The 17,537-nt window shown below is 31.8% G+C and carries 15 protein-coding genes; 9 read left to right on the top strand and 6 right to left on the bottom strand.

What is annotated here, in order from left to right:
* Positions 1-21 precede the first annotated feature (21 nt).
* Positions 22-783, top strand: coding sequence for a C40 family peptidase (locus tag LOS86_RS06340; RefSeq protein ID WP_231843777.1), 762 nt, complete (start codon positions 22-24; stop codon positions 781-783).
* Between the two features lie 30 nt (positions 784-813).
* Here the strand turns inward: LOS86_RS06340 and LOS86_RS06335 are convergent, their stop codons facing one another.
* The 4 genes from LOS86_RS06335 to gyrA form a co-directional block, all read right to left on the bottom strand.
* Positions 814-2,103: a tetratricopeptide repeat protein gene (locus tag LOS86_RS06335; RefSeq protein ID WP_231843776.1), complete on the bottom strand. Its 1,290-nt coding sequence runs from the start codon at positions 2,101-2,103 to the stop codon at positions 814-816.
* 41 nt (positions 2,104-2,144) lie between these two features.
* Entirely contained in the window at positions 2,145-2,612 is a 468-nt protein-coding gene (locus tag LOS86_RS06330; RefSeq protein ID WP_231843775.1) for a hypothetical protein, read from the bottom strand.
* A gap of 163 nt (positions 2,613-2,775) precedes the next feature.
* On the bottom strand, positions 2,776-3,882 hold the full coding sequence (locus tag LOS86_RS06325; protein ID WP_231843774.1) for a hypothetical protein: 1,107 nt from the start codon (positions 3,880-3,882) through the stop codon (positions 2,776-2,778).
* Positions 3,883-3,935: 53 nt separating this feature from the next.
* Positions 3,936-6,482, bottom strand: a complete 2,547-nt coding sequence (gene gyrA, locus LOS86_RS06320; protein WP_231843773.1) for a DNA gyrase subunit A — start codon at positions 6,480-6,482, stop codon at positions 3,936-3,938.
* 251 nt (positions 6,483-6,733) lie between these two features.
* Here gyrA and LOS86_RS06315 point away from each other — a divergent pair, with 251 nt between their 5' ends.
* From LOS86_RS06315 to LOS86_RS06295, 5 genes are all read left to right on the top strand, one after another.
* Positions 6,734-9,286, top strand: coding sequence for an ATP-dependent Clp protease ATP-binding subunit (locus tag LOS86_RS06315; RefSeq protein WP_231843772.1), 2,553 nt, complete (start codon positions 6,734-6,736; stop codon positions 9,284-9,286).
* Positions 9,287-9,363: 77 nt separating this feature from the next.
* Positions 9,364-10,731 carry a 30S ribosomal protein S6--L-glutamate ligase gene (rimK, locus tag LOS86_RS06310; protein WP_231843771.1) on the top strand — a complete coding sequence of 456 codons (1,368 nt, stop codon included), beginning with the start codon at positions 9,364-9,366 and terminating at the stop codon, positions 10,729-10,731.
* Between the two features lie 9 nt (positions 10,732-10,740).
* A complete protein-coding gene (locus tag LOS86_RS06305; protein WP_231843770.1) occupies positions 10,741-10,920 on the top strand; it encodes a GldL-related protein in 180 nt (59 codons plus the stop codon).
* Position 10,921: 1 nt separating this feature from the next.
* Entirely contained in the window at positions 10,922-11,503 is a 582-nt protein-coding gene (locus tag LOS86_RS06300; protein ID WP_231843769.1) for a TMEM175 family protein, read from the top strand.
* Between the two features lie 2 nt (positions 11,504-11,505).
* Positions 11,506-11,868 carry a DUF1304 domain-containing protein gene (locus LOS86_RS06295; RefSeq protein ID WP_231843768.1) on the top strand — a complete coding sequence of 121 codons (363 nt, stop codon included), beginning with the start codon at positions 11,506-11,508 and terminating at the stop codon, positions 11,866-11,868.
* 44 nt (positions 11,869-11,912) lie between these two features.
* Here LOS86_RS06295 and hutH read toward each other — a convergent pair whose 3' ends face one another.
* Positions 11,913-13,415, bottom strand: a complete 1,503-nt coding sequence (hutH, locus tag LOS86_RS06290) for a histidine ammonia-lyase (RefSeq protein ID WP_231843767.1) — start codon at positions 13,413-13,415, stop codon at positions 11,913-11,915.
* A 165-nt stretch (positions 13,416-13,580) separates the two neighbouring features.
* Here hutH and gcvT point away from each other — a divergent pair, with 165 nt between their 5' ends.
* The 3 genes from gcvT (at position 13,581) to LOS86_RS06275 (ending at position 16,292) form a co-directional block, all read left to right on the top strand.
* Entirely contained in the window at positions 13,581-14,663 is a 1,083-nt protein-coding gene (gene gcvT, locus LOS86_RS06285) for a glycine cleavage system aminomethyltransferase GcvT (protein ID WP_231843766.1), read from the top strand.
* Between the two features lie 213 nt (positions 14,664-14,876).
* On the top strand, positions 14,877-15,596 hold the full coding sequence (locus LOS86_RS06280; RefSeq protein ID WP_231843765.1) for a YebC/PmpR family DNA-binding transcriptional regulator: 720 nt from the start codon (positions 14,877-14,879) through the stop codon (positions 15,594-15,596).
* 87 nt (positions 15,597-15,683) lie between these two features.
* Positions 15,684-16,292, top strand: coding sequence for a hypothetical protein (locus LOS86_RS06275; RefSeq protein WP_231843764.1), 609 nt, complete (start codon positions 15,684-15,686; stop codon positions 16,290-16,292).
* A 98-nt stretch (positions 16,293-16,390) separates the two neighbouring features.
* Here the strand turns inward: LOS86_RS06275 and capA are convergent, their stop codons facing one another.
* Positions 16,391-17,431 carry a cysteate synthase gene (gene capA / locus LOS86_RS06270; protein ID WP_231843763.1) on the bottom strand — a complete coding sequence of 347 codons (1,041 nt, stop codon included), beginning with the start codon at positions 17,429-17,431 and terminating at the stop codon, positions 16,391-16,393.
* Positions 17,432-17,537 lie beyond the last annotated feature (106 nt).

The raw sequence follows: 17,537 nt of genomic DNA, 5'->3' as shown, positions 1-17,537 counted from the left end.
TTTTTTATTTGAACCAACTCTATGTTTGGAATTTGTAATTTAGCCATTATACCCGTACGAGCAGAAGCCAGTGATAAAAGCGAACAAGTGACGCAATTACTTTTTGGTGAACATTTTAAAATTATTGAAATAACCGCTAAATGGATTCAAGTGGAAATTGCTTATGATAATTATACAGGATGGATTGACACTAAACAATATCAACCTATAACAGAAGAGCAATATTCAATTTTAAACGCAACTCCTGTTGTATTAAATGCAGATTTAGTTGAATATATTACATCTCCAAACAATCAATTAACTTCAATTACTTTGGGTGCATCTTTATCCTTTTTAGATATTGAAGAAATAAACACCAATAAATATAGTTTTGAAGGAATTAAAGTTTGTGGTCAAAAAGCAAAATCAGAATTGATTAAGACTGCCTTTATGTATTTGAATGCTCCCTATTTATGGGGAGGAAAAACACCTTTTGGTATTGATTGTTCTGGTTTTACCCAAATGGTTTATAAATTAAACGGATATCTACTTTTGAGAGATGCTTCTGAACAAGCTACTCAAGGTGAAGCACTCAGTTTTATTGAAGAAAGTGAACCTGGAGATTTGGCTTTTTTTGATAATGAAGAAGGTAATATTATTCATGTTGGAATTATGATGGAAAACAATTACATCATTCATGCATCTGGAAAAGTACGAATAGACCGTTTAGATCATTTAGGGATTTATAATGCCGAAACAAATAGACACACTCACAAGTTAAGAGTTATCAAAAAAATCATATAAAAAAAGTCCCGATTAAATCGGGACTCTTTTTTAGTTAATGGTTTTTGCTTTTTCAGCTTGACCAGTTATCTCGTATGCCATTTTTAATATGGTTTTCAAACTTTCATTACTTGAATCTAATGAATATGCCTTTTCAAAATCAGGAATAGCTTTAGCAAACATATCTTTTCTTTTTGCTACAAGTTCATCATATTTTTTTGGATTATCTCTAGAACCATTAATTTCATTTACAATTTTTTCTTCATCAGCTAACAAAGCATATCCTGAGTTATAATATAATTGAAATTCTCCTGTTTTTAATTCTGGATCATTTGGAGCTAATTTTCTAGCTTCTGCATATGTAACTTTTGCTTTTTCTACATCTTTATTTTGAGCATATAACATTGCTAACATTTTTATAGCATCTGCTTTTTTTGTAGCATTTTTTACATCTCTAGGTTTTTCATGAGAGCCAAGTGAAATATATTGTGATCTATGTTCTTTAGAATCAAACTCTTCTTCACTTCCACTTGCTTTATTTACAGCATAATAAGTAACCCCATTATTCAAATAATCACTTGTTGTATATTCTTCAAATAATTTTTGTGCCAAAACGTAATCTTCTGCTTGAATTGATAAAATACAAGCATTTTTTAATGCCTTACCTTCTTGCTTTGGATCTAAAGTATATAAAGAATAAAATAATGCCGAAGCTTCTTTAAATTTTGAAGTACTATTTAAATTCATTGCCATAGCTGAAATTCTATTTTTTAATTCAGCTTTTTCGTCAATTAACTCATCTGTATAGATATTTTTTTCTGATTTTTTTTTAATTTCAATGGTTTCATTAATTAATTCACTATTTGATTTATTATAATAATTCTGAGGTACTATAATATCGTTATTAAATATATCTAACGAAACAGGGTGTCCATAATCAATTGGTTTTTTAAATTCATAATCATTATTTTGTACATCCTTATAAATATCTACATTTAGATGGTCTGGGGCACCAATTGTATTTTGATTAACAGATTCTCTTTCAGAAACTTTAATTTTTTTTAAATTTTCATTGTTTTTTTTTAATTTTTCAATAAACTCTGTAGCCTGTAAAGTTCCGCATCTATAACCTTCTCTATAATCAATATCATAAACACCATTTGAAATTGCTCTATTGCATTTTTTTGGGTCGCCATAATTTTCATATTCACCAAAGCCTTGACTGTAACAAGTTTCTTTAAAACCTTTTCTAAATCCAATATCAAAGGCTGTTCCTTGTGAATAAAACTTTAAGCTAATAAGAAAAATGAGAATGATTAGTTTTAATTTTGTAGAATTCATAATAAAAATTTAATTATTATTTTTTAGTTTATTATACAGTTTTAAGACTTTTTGAAAAAATCATTTTTGTTGTTAATATAGTATGATTTACAGCCTCTTTTTTTAATTTCCGCCTCCCAAGCTTCCCTTATTACATCAACATTATTATACCAATCATTCATTCCATCTTCCCAAGCAGACCATATATCTTTATCTATTCTCCCCTTCTTATACCAATAATATTCTTCAGCACAAAGATTAAAGAAGTCATTTAATTTGCTTTCAAGTTTTGGATTTTTTTCTAAATCTTTAAGATTTTTACATTCTTTTGAAATTTTATTTAAACTATGATTGATTTTATCATACCTTTCATTGAATTCCTTGAAAAGTTCTTTTGATAATCTATCATGTTCCATTCTCGAGGAATTTTTGTTATAACTTTGAGAAATCTGAGCAACAACAAGACCTATTAACAAAGTAGCTCCTGCATTTATTAAACTTGCAATTATTTCAGTATTATAATGGCACATTTTTTTAATCTAAAAGGTGATTGTATTATCTATTAATTATTTTATGACGAGAAGGATGCTAAAAGTTAACGATAGAGTTGCGCTTAAAATTTATTTTTTCATTATTCAATAATATATTTGAGTTGTTCTCTAAAAAAGTCTAAATTAAATTGGGACTCTTTATTTAGTTAATAGTTTTTGCTTTTTCAGCTAGACCATTTATCTCATAAGCAGATTTTAAAATATTTTTTGTATTAACATCTAATGGGTTAATTGAATAAGCTTTCTCAAATTCAGGAATAGCTTTTAAAAACATTTCTTTTCTTTTTTGCATTAACTCATTAAATTTATTAACATTATTTCTAGAATTATTTATTTCTTCTATAAGTTTTCCTTCATCAGCTATTAAACTAAGCCCTAAATTATAATATAATTGAAACTCATCTTTTTTTACTTCTTCATCATTTGGAGCTAATTTTCTTGCTTCCGCATAAGTAATTTTTGCTTTTTCAGTTTCTAAATTATTAACATACAACAATGCTAACAATTTTAAAGCAGCTACCTTAAGAGTTACATTTTTTACATCTTTTGGTTTTTCATGAGAACCTAGTGAAATATATTGTGATCTATGTTCTTTAGAATCAAACTCTTCTTCGCTTCCACTTGCTTTATTTACAGCATAATAAGTAACTCCATTATTCAAATAGTCACTTGTTGTATATTCTTCATATAATTTTTGTGCTAAAACAAAATCTTCTGCTTGAATTGATAAAATACAAGCATTTTTTAATGCTTTACCTTCTTGCTTTGGATCAAAAGTATATAACGAATAAAATAATACCGAAGCTTCTTTAAATTTTGAAGTACTATTCAAATTCATTGCCAAAGCTGAAATTCCTTTTTTAAATTCAGCTTTTTCTTCAATTAACTCGTCAGTATAGATTTTTTTACCTGATTTTTTTTCAAATTCGATAGTTTCATTAATAACTTCACCATACGATTTAATAAAATCGGGTTTATACAAACTCATTTGATCTTGCATTGTCGCTTTTGAACCTTTAGATGCTAAAACCACTGTAGGATACATTACTTTGTAAAACTTAGCATATACTTTATCAGATTCTTCAACTGCTAAAGTTTCTAAGGCATCACTAGCTGATTTGTATTCCTGTAAATCTTTTTCAGAAATGGTACTTTTACTGTAAATTTTCTTTAATGTTTTAAGCTCATCTTTTTGAGCAAATGCAGCAACCGATAACAATAGAGTTGCGCTTAAAATTAATTTTTTCATTGTTCAATAATATAGGTTACATAAAAGCCCAAAAAATATTTGGGCCTTATAATTTATTCTTGAGAATCGTTATTTTCAGTTTCAATATCTGTGCCATTTTCAACATCACCTTCAAACTCTTCATTTTCAGACTCGTCTTCACGTAATACTTTAGTAACAGCAGCAATTGAATCACTTCCTTTAATGTTAATCAATCGTACACCTTGAGTAGCTCTACCCATCACACGTAAATCAGAAATCTTCATTCTAATGGTCAATCCTGATTTATTGATGATCATTAAATCATCTTCATCGGTAACATCATTAATTGAAATCAACTGACCTGTTTTATCTGTAATGTTAAGGGTTTTAACTCCTTTTCCACCACGATTTGTGATTCGGTACACATCTTCTCCATCTTCGTCAACTAATTTGGTACGTTTTCCGTAACCGTTTTCTGTAACAACAAGGATTTGAGAATCGTTTACATGATCTTTATCGATAGAAACCAATCCAATAACTTCATCTTTATCATCGGCTAAAGTAATCCCTCTAACTCCAGATGCTGTTCTTCCCATTGGACGTGTTTTCTCTTCTTCAAAACGAACCAATTTACCCGATTTCACAGCAAGTAAAACCTGACTGTTTCCAGTGGTTAATTTTGCACCGATTAATTCATCATCTTCTTTAATTGTGATGGCATTAATTCCGTTTTGACGCGGACGAGAATATTGCTCAAGCGGCGTTTTCTTAACTTGACCTTGTTTTGTAGCCATAATTACAAAATGACTATTAATGTAATCTTGGTCTTTTAAGTCTTGAGTACAAATAAACGCTTTTACTTTATCGTCTTGTTCAATATTGATTAAATTTTGAATAGCACGTCCTTTACTTGCTTTTGTTCCTTCTGGAATTTCGTATACACGCATCCAGAAACATTTTCCTTTTTGTGTAAAGAACATTAAATATTGATGATTCGTTGCGACAAATAAATGCTCTAGGAAATCTTGATCTCTAGTAGCCGAACCTTTTTGTCCAACTCCTCCTCTATTTTGAGTTTTGTATTCTGATAAAGAAGTACGTTTGATATATCCCGCATGAGAAATAGTAACCACTACACTTTCATCTGCAATTAAATCCTCAATACTTACATCTCCTCCAGCATATTCAATCTGAGAACGACGTTCGTCTCCGTATTTATCTTTAACTTCGTTTAATTCATCTTTAATTACTTGCATTCTCATTTCTTTGCTTGCTAATAATTCTTTCAAATAAGCAATCAATTTCATGATTTCTTCGTATTCTGCACGTAATTTATCTTGTTCAAGACCTGTTAATTGTCTCAATCGCATTTCTACAATAGCACGAGCTTGAATTTCAGACAAATTAAACCTTTCGATTAATTTAGCTCTCGCTTCATCGCCATCTTTAGATGAACGGATTAATGCAATTACTTCATCAATATTATCAGAAGCAATAATTAAACCTTCTAAAATATGCGCTCTTTCTTCTGCTTTTCTTAAATCAAATTGCGCTCTTCTTACGACTACATCGTGACGGTGTTCAACAAAATAATGAATTAAGTCTTTTAAATTCAACATTTGTGGACGACCTTTTACTAATGCAATATTATTTACACTAAAAGAAGATTGCAATTGTGTATACTTATAAAGTGTATTTAAAACTACGTTAGGAACAGCATCACGTTTTAATTCATAAACAATACGCATACCATTTCTATCCGATTCGTCACGAATGTTAGAAATACCTTCAATTTTCTTCTCGTTTACTAAATCAGCCGTTTTTTTGATCATTTCGGCTTTATTTACTTGGTAAGGGATTTCAGTAACAATGATAGCTTCTCTACCATTTACTTCTTCAAAACCTACTTTAGCACGAATTACAATTCGACCTCTACCGGTTTTAAAAGCCTCTCTTACTCCTTCATAACCATAAATAATACCACCTGTTGGGAAATCTGGAGCTTTTACATGCGTAATTAATTCATCAATTTCGATATCATTATTATCAATGTAAGCTAAGGTTCCATCAATAACTTCTGTTAAGTTATGAGGCGCCATATTGGTAGCCATACCTACTGCAATACCAGAAGCTCCGTTAATTAATAAATTAGGAATACGGGTCGGCATTACTGTTGGTTCTTGTAACGTATCGTCAAAGTTCAATTGAAAATCAACTGTTTCTTTTTCGATATCAGCCAACATATCTTCCGATATTTTCTTCATTCTTGCTTCTGTATAACGCATAGCCGCCGGACTATCGCCATCTACAGAACCAAAGTTACCTTGACCATCAACCATTAAGTAACGTAAACTCCATTCTTGAGCCATACGTACCATTGCATCGTATACTGAACTATCTCCGTGAGGGTGATATTTACCTAAAACTTCTCCAACAATTCTTGCCGACTTTTTGTGGGCTCTGTTCGAAAGAACTCCTAATTCATACATTCCGTATAAAACTCTACGGTGTACAGGCTTTAAACCATCTCTAACATCAGGAAGTGCTCTTGACACAATAACTGACATCGAATAATCGATGTAAGCTGATTTCATTTCATCCTCAATGTTAATAGGAATTAACTTTTCTCCTTCTGACATAAGTATTTATATTAAAATTATATATTAGTACTAAAACGTGCCAATATACGGATTTTTGAAATTTTAGCACAAATTTAAACATACTTATTTACACTATTTATTAACAATTTTGTTTACAAATTGGTTATAATTTAAAAGACATTTTCTTTCATTTTTAGATTTTTTTTTGTCATTTAGCGCAACAGTACTTTGTTGAGGCATGATTTTTGAAAAATGTTATATAATTTGTACTTTTACTTGTAATAAATATTATGGACGATAATTTTTCACCAAGAGTTAGAGATGTAATTACTTTCAGTAAAGAAGAAGCCCTAAGATTAGGACACGACTTTATTGGAACAGAACATTTAATGCTTGGAATTTTAAGAGATGGCAATGGAAAAGCTATAAATATTTTAAATAATTTAGGAGTAGATTTATCGCATTTAAGAAAAAAAGTTGAAATTCTTAGCCCAGCCAATCCTAATGGAATTGTAAATCTAGAGAAACAAAACCTACACCTTACAAGACAAGCCGAAAGAGCTTTAAAAACAACTTTTTTAGAAGCAAAACTTTTTAATAATTCAGAAATAAGTACAGCTCATCTCCTACTTTGTATTTTAAGAAATGAGAACGACCCTACCACTAAATTATTAAATAAAATTAAAATTGATTATGAATCCGTTAAAGAACAATATACAGCCATGATGACAAACGAAGACGATTACTTAGAAAACTTACCTAAAGCAGAGTCGTTTAATGACGATTCAGGACAAGATGACAGTCTAAAAGATAGCGGATTTAGCAATACGCCACCTTCTGGTAACAAAACCAATAAAAAATCTAAAACACCTGTTTTGGATAACTTTGGGCGCGATTTAACTGAAATGGCTGAAGAAGGAAAACTAGACCCTGTTGTAGGACGCGAAAAAGAAATTGAGCGTGTTTCTCAAATCTTAAGTCGTAGAAAGAAAAACAACCCTCTTTTAATTGGAGAGCCTGGAGTTGGAAAATCAGCAATTGCTGAAGGTTTAGCATTACGAATTATCAAGAAAAAAGTATCTCGTAATTTATTCAATAAACGTGTTGTTACACTTGATTTAGCAAGTTTAGTTGCCGGAACAAAATACCGCGGACAATTCGAAGAACGAATGAAAGCGGTAATGAATGAATTAGAGAAAAATGATGATATCATCTTATTCATTGACGAAATTCACACTATTGTTGGTGCGGGAGGAGCAACCGGTTCCTTGGATGCTTCTAATATGTTTAAACCTGCTTTAGCAAGAGGCGAAATTCAATGTGTTGGAGCAACAACTTTAGATGAATACCGCCAATATATCGAAAAAGATGGTGCATTAGAAAGACGTTTTCAAAAGGTAATTGTAGAGCCAACATCGGTTGAAGAAACGATTATGATTTTGAACAACATCAAGCCGAAATACGAAGACCATCATAATGTAATTTACACTCCAGAAGCTATTGAAGCTTGTGTTAAATTAACAAATAGATACATGACTGACCGTTTTCTTCCAGACAAAGCAATTGATGCTTTAGACGAAGCTGGTTCACGTGTTCATATTATAAACATTGATGTTCCAAAGCAAATTTTGGAATTAGAAAAGAAATTAGAAGAAGTTCGCGAGCTTAAAAATACCGTTGTTAAAAAACAGAAATACGAAGAAGCTGCAAAACTACGCGATGATGAAAAACGCATTGAAAAAGATTTAGCAATAGCTCAAGAACAGTGGGAAGAAGATTCTAAAAACAATAAAGTAACCGTTACAGAAGACAATGTAGCTGATGTAGTTTCTATGATGACAGGAATTCCTGTAAATCGTATTGCCCAAACTGAAAGTAATAAATTAGCTCACTTGCCTGAATTAATTAAAGGTAAGGTAATTGGACAAGATGAAGCAGTTCAAAAAATTGCAAAATCTATTCAAAGAAATCGTGCTGGTTTAAAAGATCCAAACAAACCAATTGGTTCGTTTATTTTCTTAGGTCAAACCGGTGTTGGAAAAACGCAATTGGCAAAGGTTATCGCAAAAGAATTATTCGATTCTGAAGACGCATTAGTCCGTATCGATATGAGTGAATACATGGAAAAATTTGCGATTTCAAGATTAGTTGGTGCCCCTCCAGGATACGTTGGATACGAAGAAGGTGGTCAATTAACTGAAAAAGTAAGAAGAAAACCATATTGTGTAGTGCTTTTAGACGAAATCGAAAAAGCGCATCCAGACGTTTTCAACATGATGCTTCAAGTTTTAGATGACGGACATTTAACAGATAGTTTAGGTCGTAAAATCGATTTTAGAAATACGATTATTATCATGACTTCAAACGTTGGCGCACGTCAATTGAAAGATTTTGGTACAGGAGTTGGATTCGGAACCGCAGCTAAACAAGCACAAACCGAAGAACATTCTAAAGGAATCATTGAAAATGCATTGAAAAAAGCGTTTGCTCCAGAATTCTTAAATCGTATTGATGATGTTATTGTATTCAATGCATTAGAAAAACACGATATCGATAAAATCATTGATATCGAAATGGATAAATTGTATGCTCGAGTGAAAGACTTAGGCTACACTCTTATTCTTTCTGAAAAAGCAAAAGATTTTATAGCTGATAAAGGTTTTGACAAACAATTTGGAGCACGTCCTTTAAAAAGAGCGATACAAAAATATGTGGAAGACGCTCTTGCTGAGGAAATCATCACACACAAAATTCATGAGGGCGACCAAATTTATATGGATTTAGATGAAAGCTCACAAGAACTTAAAATTGAAATCAAAAAATTAGAAGAACCAAGCTCATAAGCTTGGTTTTTTTTATTTAGTGAATTTAGAATTATATTAAAAAAAATATTACATTAGTTCTAAATTTCAATAATTCTATGCAAGACAAAGTTATCGTAGGTAGCGAAGAATGGTGTTCCTTCCCTACTTTAGGAATTCCAACTATTAAAGCACGTGTTGATTCAGGTGCCAAAACATCGGCATTACACGCTATTAATATTGTTACATTTGAAAAAGACAGTGAAAGTTGGGTAAAGTTCGATATTAACCCAATTCAAAATAATGCTAAAGCAGTAATTCATTGTGAAGCTCCTTTGGTTGATAAAAGAGTCGTGAAAAGTTCTAGCGGCTTCAGAGAACAACGTTATGTAATCAAAACCAAACTAGAAATTGGCGGAAAAACTTGGGAAATCGAAGTTACTTTAACCAACCGAGATTCGATGGGTTTCCGAATGTTATTAGGGCGTGAAGCTATGTCGGGTCGTGTTTTGGTAGATCCTGAAAAACGTTATTTATTGGGACAACCTACCACAGAAAAACTTAAAGAATATTACTATTCGGCTAACGAAAATAAAAAAGGATTAAAAATTGGTTTATTAGCAAGTAATCCAGAATTATATAGCAACAAACGTATTTTAGAAGCAGGCGAATTAAGAGGTCATGAAATGCATTTCTTAAACTTGAAATACTGCTACATGAAATTAGATGCTACAAAACCCGAAATCCATTATCGTGGTGGAAAAGTATTAAACGATTTTGATGCCGTAATTCCAAGAATTCGTCCTAGTATGACGTATTATGGTTGTGCTTTAACAAGACAGTTTGAAGCTTTAAAGGTATTTGCATTAAATAATTCGGCAGCAATAAGTCAATCACGAGATAAATTATTTTCTTTACAATTATTGTTGAATAATGGCGTTGATATACCTACAACAGGTTTTGCCAATTCTCCTTTGGATACTGACGATTTAATTAAAATGGTAGGTGGTTCGCCATTGATTGTAAAATTATTAGAAGGAACACAAGGGAAAGGTGTCGTTTTGGCAGAAACAAAAAAAGCGGCCGAATCCGTTATTAATGCTTTCAAGAGTTTAAATGCTAATATTTTAGTTCAGGAATTTATTAAAGAAGCCAATGGTAAAGATTTGAGACTCTTCGTAGTTGATGGAAAAGTTGTTGCTGCGATGCAACGTGAAGCCGCACCAGGAGAATTTAGAGCCAACATTCACATGGGGGGAACGGCTTCGGTAGTAAAAATTACTTCAGAAGAAAAGAAAATTGCAATAAAAGCAGCAAAAGCAATGAATTTAAAAGTGGCTGGTGTTGATATTATTCGATCTTCAAAAGGTCCATTATTGTTGGAAGTTAATTCTTCTCCAGGTTTAGAAGGAATTGAAGGAGCTACTCAAAAAGATATTGCAGGTGAAATGATTAAGGCAATTGAAAAAAACTTTAAATGGAAATAATAAAATAGTATGAAAAATCAATTTAAAATACCTTTGGTTTTATTTCTTATAGGGATGATAATCTCTGTAGTTGGAGCTTTGTTCAAATTAATGCATTGGCCGGGAGCAAACATCATTTTAATTATGGGTATGCTGATTGAAGCCGGTGCTATTTTATCTTTAATTATCACGATAGTTAAGAAAAAATAAGATGAATAAAAACCGATTAGAAGCTTTTAGTGATGGTGTTTTAGCCATTATTATCACCATAATGGTTTTGGAATTTAAAGTTCCAAATGATACTACATTTGAATCGGTTATTAAATTATCGCATAAGTTTTTAAGTTATATCTTAAGTTTTATATATGTGGGAATTTATTGGAACAACCACCACCATTTAATTCATTCATTAAAAACTGTAAACGGAAAAATTCTTTGGGCTAACTTGCATTTGCTGTTTTGGTTATCCTTAATTCCGTTTGCAACAGCTTGGATAGGTGAACATCATTTTGCTCCATTCCCAATGATGCTTTATGGTATTGTACTGTTAATGAATGCAATTGCTTATTATATTTTACAGCGATTGATTTTAATAGATCATGGAAAAGACTCAACACTTTCTAAAGCAATAGGAAATGATTTTAAAGGTAAAATATCTTTAGTTTTATATGTGTTAGCTGTTTTGTTAACTAAATATTCGGTTGAAATTTCTGGAGCGATTTACATTTTAGTGGCTTTGATTTGGCTTATACCTGATAAACGAATTGAACGAACTTTTTACGAAAATAAATAATTATGCACATCATCAGCAAAATACTTATTGTCGCCATTGGACTACTCCACTTGTATTTTCTATGGCTAGAAATGTTTGCTTGGACAACTAGTGCCAAAAAAGTATTCCGAACCATTCCAGAAGATTTATTTGAAAAAACAAAAACATTAGCCGCTAATCAAGGTTTGTATAACGGATTTTTATCGGCCGGATTACTTTGGTCTTTGGCTATTTCAGATGAAAATTGGAGCCAAAATATTGCTCTTTTTTTTCTTTGTTGTATTAGTGTTGCTGGAATTTTTGGAGCCTATTCTGCTTCTAAGAAAATATTTTATGTACAAGCGTTACCAGCCATTATTGCGATTATTAGCATTTTATTTTTATAAAAAAAGCTCAAGAAATCTTGAGCTTTTTAATAATATAGTTTTAATTAGTGTTCCATTTCAATTTGAAAACTATTCAAAAACGAAACTGATTTTTCAATATCATAATGTAAAATTCGATCTTCTGATACAAACGAAACTTCTTCTCTGTACGATTTTACAAAACTTTCAATAAATTCACTTGATTTCAAAGGTCTTCTGAATTCTAAAGCTTGAGAACCGTTTAACAATTCGATAGCTAAAATACGTTCTACATTCTCAACAATTCGTAAGGTTTTAGTTGCAGCATTAGCTCCCATGCTCACGTGATCTTCTTGTCCGTTTGACGAAACAATACTATCAATACTTGATGGTGTTGCTAATTGCTTATTTTGACTAGCTATACTCGCTGCTGTGTATTGTGGAATCATGAAACCTGAATTCAAGCCTGGATCGTTTACCAAAAACGCTGGTAAATTTCTCAATCCCGAAATCAATTGATACGTTCTTCTTTCCGATATACTTCCTAATTCTGACAAGGCTATTCCTAAGAAATCTAACGCTAAAGCTAAAGGTTGCCCGTGGAAATTTCCTCCTGAAATAATCAAATCTTCTCCTACGAAAATATTTGGATTGTCAGTAACCGAATTGATTTCGGTACGGAATACTTTCTTCACATAATCAATCGTATCTTTCGAAGCGCCATGTACTTGTGGAATACATCTAAACGAATATGGATCTTGCACATGGACTTTTGGTTGCGCAATAATTTCACTATCATCTAACAAATCACGCATTCTTTCCGCAGTTTGAACTTGACCTTTATGTGGACGAACTAAGTGAATTAAATCTGTAAAAGGTTCGATTCTTCCATCAAATCCTTCTAATGAAACTGCTCCGATTACATCTGCTAAATACGAAATTTTCTCTGCTTTAATCAAGCAATAAACACCGTAAGCACTCATGAATTGCGTTCCGTTCAATAATGCTAAACCTTCTTTCGATTGTAAAACGATTGGTTCCCAACCAAATTTCGCCAGTACTTTTGAAGCTGGTTGTCTAAAACCATCTAAATACACTTCGCCTTCTCCTAATAACGGTAAAGATAAATGCGCTAACGGAGCTAAATCTCCAGAAGCTCCCAACGAACCTTGAGTGTAAATTACTGGGAAAATATCATTGTTATAAAAATCAATTAATCGTTGCACCGTCACCAACTGAACACCTGAATGCCCGTAGCTTAACGATTGGATTTTCAATAACAACATGATTTTTACAATTTCATGGGGAACTTCTTCCCCGGTTCCGCAAGCGTGCGATTTTACTAAATTCTCTTGAAGTTTAGATAAATTCTCATTCGAAATCTTCACATTACACAACGAACCAAAACCCGTGTTAATTCCGTAAATTGGTGTTGAATTCGATTGCATTTTATCATCTAAATATTTTCTGCATTTTTCAATATTTACAATCGCTTCTTCAGATAATGCCAACTGTTTTCCTTGAAAAACAATCTCGTTAATCATGTCGATAGACAATAAATCTGAACTTATATAATGTGTAGTTTCCATTGGGTTAATTTTAAAAGTCCAAAATTCTGTAAACAATTATTAAAATGCAAGATTTATCAGCATTATTAACAAAAAATAAATAGTTCTCAAATTTTAAGGCAAATCTGGGTGCATTTTTAAGAATTTTCAATAAATTAGCGCATTCAAAAAATACAACATCAAATCATGAAAAATACAGCGTTAACGTACATTCACGAAAGTTTAGGAGCTAAAATGGTTCCGTTTGCAGGATACAATATGCCGGTACAATATGAAGGAGTAAATGTAGAACACGAAACCGTTAGAAATGGCGTTGGTGTTTTTGACGTTTCTCACATGGGAGAATTTTTCTTAAAAGGAGAAAATGCGTTGGCCTTAATTCAGAAAGTAACTTCAAATGATGCTTCTAAATTAGTAGATGGAAAAGCACAATATTCTTGTTTACCAAATAACGAAGGCGGAATTGTTGATGATTTAATCGTTTATAAAATTGCTGACAATCATTACATGTTAGTTGTGAATGCTTCAAACATTGAAAAAGATTGGAATTGGATTTCTTCACACAATGATTTAGGTGTAGACATGCAAAATTTATCTGACGAGTATTCATTATTAGCAATTCAAGGACCAAAAGCTGCTGAAGCTATGCAATCTTTAACCTCAATTGATTTATCAAATATGGGCTATTATACGTTCCAAATTGGTGATTTTGCAGGAAAAAGCGATGTAATTGTTTCGGCTACTGGTTATACTGGTTCTGGAGGATTTGAAGTGTATTTTAAAAACGAAGACGCAGAGTACATTTGGAACAAAGTTTTTGAAGCAGGAGCAGCATTCGGAATCAAACCTATCGGATTAGCAGCACGTGATACATTACGTTTAGAAATGGGATTCTGTTTATACGGAAACGACATTAACGATACTACTTCTCCGTTAGAAGCAGGCTTAGGATGGATTACCAAATTCGACAAAGAATTCACAAATTCTGAAAACTTGAAAAAACAAAAAGAAGCAGGTGTTGCTCGTAAATTAGTTGGTTTTGAAATGGTAGAAAGAGGAATTCCTCGTCACGATTACGAAATTGCTGATGCTGATGGTAATGTAGTTGGAATCGTAACTTCTGGAACACAATCACCTTCTATGGGAATTGCTATTGGAATGGGTTATGTTCCAACGGCTTTAGCTACACCAGATTCAGAAATTTACATTAGAATTAGAAATAAAGATATTAAAGCAAAAGTGGTTAAAATGCCATTTTACAAGAAATAATCAAAAACAATTTGTCAAGTCGAGCGAAGTCGAGACTTTTAAAACATATAAGTCATATAAGTTTCAAGTTGATTTAGATTGCGAATATAAGTTCATAAAAGATTTTTAGTTTATCGCTTTGCGAACTTTACGTAAAACCTTGCGAACTTTGCGTTTAAATTTGAAATTATTATTTTTGCAACCTGAAACTTGAAACTTTAAACCAAAAAAGAAATGGGAAGAGCGTTTGAATTTAGAAAAGCCCGTAAAATGAAACGTTGGTCAGCAATGGCAAAAACGTTTACAAGAATTGGAAAAGATATCGTAATTGCCGTTAAAGAAGGAGGACCAAATCCAGAGTCAAATGCGCGATTGAGAGCGGTAATCCAAAATGCGAAGGCAGCTAATATGCCAAAAGAAAACGTAGAACGCGCTATTAAAAAAGCATCGGATAAAGATACAGCTAACTATAAAGAAGTATTATTTGAAGGCTATGCACCTCATGGAATTGCTATTTTAATTGAAACCGCTACCGATAACAACAACAGAACCGTTGCTAACATTAGAAGTTACTTTAACAAATGTAATGGAACTTTAGGAACTCAAGGTTCGGTTGAATTTATGTTTGATCATACCTGTAATTTTAGAATTCCAGCAGAAGGACAAGATGTGGAAGAATTAGAATTAGAAATGATTGATTTTGGTGTAGAAGAAATCTTTGCTGACGAAGACGGAATAGTTATGTACGCTCCTTTTGAAAGCTTTGGTGCTATCCAAAAAGAATTAGAATCTCGTGGTTTAGAAATCTTATCTTCTGGATTTGAAAGAATACCACAAGTGACCAAAGAACTAACAGCAGACCAAGTTGCTGATGTTGAAAAACTATTAGAAAAAATTGAAGAAGACGATGATGTAATGAACGTATATCATACGATGCAAGAAAGCGCTGAGTAAACCTTTTCAACCTTATATACGTAATCCTCGCAAGAAATTGTGAGGATTTTTTTATATATTAGCTTAATAGAAGAAAAGACTAAAAAATTGAAACAAAAAAATAAAATATTATATGCAATTACAATAATTTTCTTCCTAATAGTAAACACATCTTACTATTGGAAAAGCAATCTTGGCTTTATATCATTGCCTATTTCTCTAATATTATTTTTAGTTTATTTAGGACTATGTATTATTACTATTCGTTATATATTTTTAGCTTTTAAAGAAAGATCTAAAAACAAAAAGCAAATGTTTTCTATTGGACTACTTTTAATAGTTTTAATATTGACTTTTATTAAACCATTTGGAATAATTGACTTTGAAAAATTTGAAAGTAAAAATATATTAATTGCAGAAAGAGAAGGAGTTGCTGGTTGTTCGATGACTTTAAAACTAAAAGAAAATAAAAAAATTTCAGCTAAAAGTGTTTGTTTTGGAATGACTGAAACTATTGGTAAGTATGAAATTAAAAACGATACAATTTATTTTTATGACATTAAACTTGGAAGAAACGATAAGGAGTTTTACAAATTTGCAGTTTTAAAACCTTCAAAAAAGTTTAATAATAGTAAGTCTTTTACATTGTTATGTTTTAAAAATAAGAATGATACAATTGGACACGGTCTAAAAGTTAAACATAATGGATTAAAGTAAAAACCACTTAAGACCTGATAGAGCGGAATCACATTAGCGTGCCCACAAAACAAAAAAATCCTGAGCTCTCACTCAGGATTTTCTATATCTAAAATCAATTACTTGATAATTTCAATTTTTAAAGCTTCTTCTTGGTTTACAGAATCAAAGAAACCTTGTTCGTTCATCCAATCATCACTAAATACTTTACTCATGTATCTTGAACCATGATCAGGGAAAATAATAACAACTTTACTGTTGGCATCAAATTCACCTTCCTCTGCATATTGTTTCACGGCTTGAAAAGCAGCTCCAGAAGTATATCCTACGAATAAACCTTCTTTTTTAGCTAATTCTCTTGCTGTGTGTGCACTTTCTTCATCGGAAACCTTGATAAATTTATCAATCACATCAAAATCGGTAGCCGTTGGAATTAAGTTTTTACCTAAACCTTCAATACGGTATGGATAAATTTCAGCGTTATCAAACTCTTTAGTCTCGTGGTATTTTTTTAAAACCGAACCAAAAGCATCAACTCCTAAAATTTTAATATTTGGATTTTGCTCTTTTAAGAAACGTGCAGTTCCCGAAATAGTTCCTCCAGTTCCACTACACGCCACTAAGTGTGTAATTTGACCGTTTGTTTGTTCCCAAATTTCTGGTCCTGTAGAATTGTAATGAGCATCAACGTTTAATTCGTTGAAATATTGGTTAATATAAACAGATCCTTTTGTTTCTTCGTGTAATCTTTTAGCAACATTGTAGTACGAACGTTCATCATCTGCAGAAACGTGAGCCGGACAAACATAAACCTTAGCTCCCATTGAACGCAACATATCGATTTTATCTTTTGATGATTTTGAACTCACTGCTAAAATACAATCGTACCCTTTAATGATGCTAACCATTGCCAAACTAAAACCAGTATTTCCTGAAGTAGTTTCAATAATGGTATCTCCAGGTTTTAAGATACCTCTTTTTTCTGCTTCTTCAATAATATATAACGCGATTCGGTCTTTTGTAGAGTGTCCTGGATTAAAGGCTTCAACTTTTGCATAGAAATTACCTGGTAAATCAGCTGAAACTTTATTCAGTTTGATTAATGGTGTATTCCCAATTAAATCTAATACACTATTATAGGCTTTTATTTCTTCTTTCATATGAAGATACTGTTTGTTTTAATGTTTCCAAAATACTATGCTTTACTAGCATTTTTAGTATTTTATACTTAATTTTTTGGATTGCAATCACTTTTAGGTAATTCCA

It is taken from the genome of Flavobacterium cyclinae (assembly GCF_021172145.1).
Lineage (GTDB): Bacteria > Bacteroidota > Bacteroidia > Flavobacteriales > Flavobacteriaceae > Flavobacterium > Flavobacterium cyclinae.
Note: the sequence above shows the minus strand (reverse complement) of the source record. Positions and strands in the feature narration are given on the sequence as shown.